This window comes from Desulfobaculum sp. (assembly GCF_054921475.1).
On record NZ_JBUDSW010000267.1, the window covers coordinates 1 to 4,708 of the forward strand.

A 4,708-nucleotide genomic window follows, 5' to 3' on the forward strand; every position below is an offset into this window, starting at 1 on the left:
CGCACGCCAAGGGCCGTATCGCCGAATACCGCCGTGCCCGCACCAATAATCCACGCAATGAGCGGACCCTTGGTGAAGTAGGACAGCTGGAACGTGCGCGACCAGTCCCAATACTGGGCCTCGTCCTGCACCAGGTCGAGCTGGCCGGACAGGATAAAGGCGATGCGCGCCACGGTCGTCATCAAAATGAGAACGCCGGCCAATACACCAGGCCGGCATCCCAATACGCGATTGTCAGTTGTGAATGTCTGTTGATCCATGCACTCTTCCATGCTCCGCCTACGCGGAGAACTTGAGGTGTCCCTTGCCCAGCAGGTCGTGCAGGTGCACCATCCCGAGGAGCACGCCGTCGTCGTCAACGACGGGAATAACCGTAATCTCGCGCGCCTCCATCATGTCCAACACCTCGGCGGCCGCGATGGCGGGCGACACATGCGAGGGATTCTTGGTCATGACGTTGGTCACGGAGGCCTGCGGGTCGGTGTCCCCTGCGCACAGGGCGCGGCGGACGTCGCCGTCCGTCAGGATGCCCTGCAGGCGGCCCGCCGCATCAGTGAGGGCAAGGGCGCCAAGGCCGCCCTCGTTGAGGGCGATAAGCGCCTCGCCAAGGGACGTTTCCACGTCGGCCACGGGCAGGTCGTCGGTATGCATCAAGTTGCGGACACAGGCCTTGAGGCGCTGGCCGAGGGAGCCGCCGGGATGCCGTGTGGCAAAGTCCTCTTTTTCAAAGCGGTTCCACGTAATGAGGCAGGCGGCCAGCGCATCGCCAAGGGCCAGCGTTGCGGTGGTGCTTGCCGTTGGCGCAAGGCCCAGCGGACACGCTTCACGCGGGACGCCGCTGTCCAGCACCACATCGGACAGCTGGCCGAGGGAGGAATCCTCACGCCCGGTCATGCCGATGATGCGGATGCCAATCTTCTTGAGGGCCGGAAGAATGGCGTTGAGTTCGTCCGTCTCGCCGGAGTTGGAGATGGCAAGGACGACATCCTCGGCGCGGAGCATGCCAAGGTCGCCGTGCGCCCCCTCCACCGGATGCAGAAAGAAGGACGGCGTGCCGGTGCTGGAGAGGGTTGCGGCAATCTTGCGGCCCACAAGGCCGGACTTGCCAATACCCGTCACCACCACACGGCCGGAGCAGCCGCCCATCAGTTCCAGCGCGGCCACAAAGCCGCCGTTCAGCTTGTTCTGAACGGCCTTCAGGCCTTCGATTTCGATATCAAGCGTCTCGCGGCCAAGGGCCAGCCAGTCGCGTTCTTGTGACTTGGGTGTCATCTGATTCGTTCTACCTACAGGTTAGGGACCTACTCCATGCACAGCTTGCCGCCATTCTCGCAGGGCGGGATGGGGTAGTTGCCGTCAAAGCAGGCCAAACAGAAGTTATCCGGGCCTTCCACAGAGGAAAGCAGCCCGGGAATAGACAGATAATGCAGCGAGTCCAGTCCGATGTAGCGGGCGATGTCGTCCACGGCGTGGTTGGCCGCGATAAGCTCGCCCTTGCTCGAAAAGTCAATGCCGTAATAGCACGGGAACTTAATGGCCGGACAGGCCACACGCATATGAATCTCGCGCGCGCCAAGCTCGCGCAGTTTCTTCACGCGGGTACGGATGGTGGTGCCTCGGACGATGGAATCCTCCACCACCACGATGCGCTTGTCTTTGACCATGCTGCGTACGGGGTTGAGCTTCACGCGGGTGCCGAAGTCGCGCATATCCTGCGAGGGCTGGATAAACGTGCGGCCCACGTAGTGGTTGCGGATCATGCACTGCTCAAAGGGCAGGCCGGACGCCTGCGCATAGCCCACAGCGGCGTAGTTGCCGGAATCCGGGAACGGCATGACGAAGTCCGCGTCAACGGGCGCTTCCGTTGCGAGGGCCATACCCATGGCCTTGCGCCGCTCGTACACATTCTGCCCAAAGACGTCGGAGTCCGGGCGCGCAAAGTAGATCAGCTCAAAGATGCACTGTTTGCAGCCGTTGGGCTTGGCATACAGGCGGCTGCGCTGGCCGTCCTTGTCCAGAACGAGCATTTCGCCGGGACGCAGGGAGCGCAGACAGTCGGCCTCAAGCAGATCAAAGGCGCAGGTTTCGGAGGCCAGCACGTAGGAGTCGCCCACGCGGCCAAGGGACAGGGGCCTAAAGCCCCACGGGTCCTTCACGGCGATGAGCTTGTCGTTGGCCTGCACCAGCAGGGCAAAGGCGCCCTTGACGCGTGCGCAGGACTTGGCGACCGCTTCCTCAACGTCGTCGCCCTCCACATTCATGTAGCGGGCGATGAGGTGCACGATGACCTCGGAATCCATGGTGGTCTGGAAGATCGCCCCACCCCGCTCCAGTTCCAGGCGCAGCTCGTGGGCATTCACCAGATTGCCGTTATGGGCGATGGCGAGCATGGTGTCGCCAAAGCGCACCATAAACGGCTGCGCGTTGCGCAAAAGGGAGGCACCGGTGGTTGAGTACCGGATGTGGCCGATGGCGGTTTCGCCTTTCAGCTGACGGCTGAGGTGGCTTTCGTTGAACACGTCAGCCACCAGACCCATACCCTTCTGCTCGCGCAGTTTGCTGCCGTCCCAAGTGACGATGCCAGCGCTTTCCTGTCCACGATGCTGCTGCGCGTAGAGGCCGAAGTAGGTCATCCGTGCCGCTTCCGGATGATTGTATATACCGAACAGTCCGCAGTATTCCTTCTTCATGGTGATGCTGGTGCCGTCCCTTGGGCGGCGTAGTTGAGATTAAAGACCGTAGTATTCCTGCAGGCTGCACACGCCGGGTTCACGCTGCTTGAGTTCTCGCAGTGCGTGGGCCATGGCGCGGGCACCCGCCACCGTGGTGGTGTAGGGAATGCCGTACAGGAGCGTATTCTGGCGGATGACTGAGGAGTCGCCCACCGTCTTCTTACCGGACGCCGTATTGATGACAAGGTCCACTTCACCATTCTTGATGCGGTCCACCACGTGGGGGCGGCCCTCGTAGACCTTGTAGACGGTCTGGGTATCGACACCCCGGCGCGACAGGAATTCCGCCGTGCCGCTGGTGGCGAGGATATTAAAGCCCAGCTGCGAGAAGGTGGCGGCAACGTCGACGATGCCTTCCTTGTCGCGTTCGTTGACGGAGATAAACACCGTTCCGCTGTCCGGCAGCTTCTGCCCCGAGGCCAACTGGCCTTTGAGGAAAGCCATGCCGAAGGAGGAATCAATGCCCATCACTTCGCCGGTGGAACGCATCTCGGGTCCGAGCAGGATGTCCACATTGGGGAAGCGGTTGAACGGGAACACGCTCTCCTTCACCGCCACGTAGCCGCTCTTGCGCATGGACCACGGGTCGATGTCCTTCAGGCGCTGGCCCAGCATGACCTTGGTGGCCAGCTTGGGCAGCGGCACGCCCGTCGCCTTGGAGACGAAGGGAGCCGTACGGCTCGCGCGGGGGTTCACCTCAAGGATGTAGATAACGCCGTCCTTGACCGCGAACTGGATGTTCATGAGGCCCACAACGCCCAGTTCCTTCGCCAGCGCGATGGTCTGGCGGCGGATTTCCTCGACAATCAGACCGCCGAGGGTGATGGGCGGGATAACGCAGGCGGAGTCGCCGGAGTGGATGCCCGCTTCCTCGATGTGCTCCATAATGCCCGCAACGTACACGTCGCGGCCGTCGGACAGGGCGTCCACGTCCACCTCAACGGCGTTCTCAAGGAACTGGTCGATAAGGATGGGATGTTCGGGCGCGGCGTGCACTTCCTCGCGGAAGTAGGTGCGCAGGCCCTCTTCGTCGTAGACGATGTCCATGGCGCGGCCGCCGAGCACGTAGCTGGGGCGGACCACAACGGGATAGCCAACGGTTTTGGCCTCTTCCACAGCCTGCTCCACGCTCATGGCCGTGCCGTTGTCGGGCTGGCGCAGGCCCAGCTTCTTGAGCAGCGCCTGAAAGCGCTCGCGGTCTTCGGCGCGGTCGATGGAGTCGGGATGGGTGCCAAGGATGGGCACGCCGGCGCGCAGCAGCTGCGTCGCCAGATTCAGCGGCGTCTGGCCGCCAAACTGCACGATGACGCCTTCGGGCTTCTCGAACTCCACAATGTTCATGACGTCCTCGAAGGTCAGCGGCTCAAAGTAGAGCTTGTCCGAGGTGTCGTAGTCGGTGGAGACGGTTTCGGGGTTGGAGTTGACCATGATGGAGGTCACGTTCTCCTCACCGAGGGCGTAGGCCGCGTGGACGCAGCAGTAGTCAAATTCAATGCCCTGACCAATGCGGTTGGGACCGCCGCCAAGGATCATGACCTTCTTGCCCGCTTCGGCTTCCACTTCCGTGCCGTGCTCGTAGGTGGAATAGAAGTACGGGGTATGCGCCTCGAACTCGGCCGCGCAGGTGTCCACAAGGTAGAAGGTGGGCTTCACGCCGGCGTCTTCACGCAGGCGGCGCACGTCGCTTTCTTCCATCTTCCACAGGGTAGCCAGCTGGCGGTCGGAGAAGCCGTATTCCTTGGCCTTGCGCAGGATGGTGCGCAGCTCGGCGCTCTCGGCGGACATGGTCTGGCGCAGGCCGAAGCGGCGCAGTTCCTCTTCCGCATCCACGATGTCGCGAATCTGGCGCAGGTACCACGGATCGATAAAGGAGGCGTCGAAAATCTCCTGATCGGTCAGGCCGCAGAGCATGGCGTAGCGAATGTAGAAGATACGCTTGGAGTTCGGCTTTCTGAGCTTGGCCAGAATCTCGTCCT

General features: G+C 62.3%; 3 protein-coding genes and 1 pseudogene. All 4 read right to left on the reverse strand.

The annotated features are described in order from the left end of the window. Positions 1-182, reverse strand: a pseudogene (locus ACY69P_RS14300) (dolichyl-phosphate-mannose--protein mannosyltransferase); the annotation flags it as partial. Between the two features lie 97 nt (positions 183-279). Beyond that, positions 280-1,272 carry a KpsF/GutQ family sugar-phosphate isomerase gene (locus tag ACY69P_RS14305; RefSeq protein ID WP_459901336.1) on the reverse strand — a complete coding sequence of 331 codons (993 nt, stop codon included), beginning with the start codon at positions 1,270-1,272 and terminating at the stop codon, positions 280-282. A gap of 29 nt (positions 1,273-1,301) precedes the next feature. Next, complete coding sequence (gene purF / locus ACY69P_RS14310; protein ID WP_404843229.1) at positions 1,302-2,690, reverse strand: amidophosphoribosyltransferase; 1,389 nt, start codon at positions 2,688-2,690, stop codon at positions 1,302-1,304. A gap of 39 nt (positions 2,691-2,729) precedes the next feature. Further along, positions 2,730-4,708: carbamoyl-phosphate synthase large subunit (carB, locus tag ACY69P_RS14315; RefSeq protein WP_462327956.1), on the reverse strand; the 1,979-nt coding region annotated here is incomplete at its 5' end.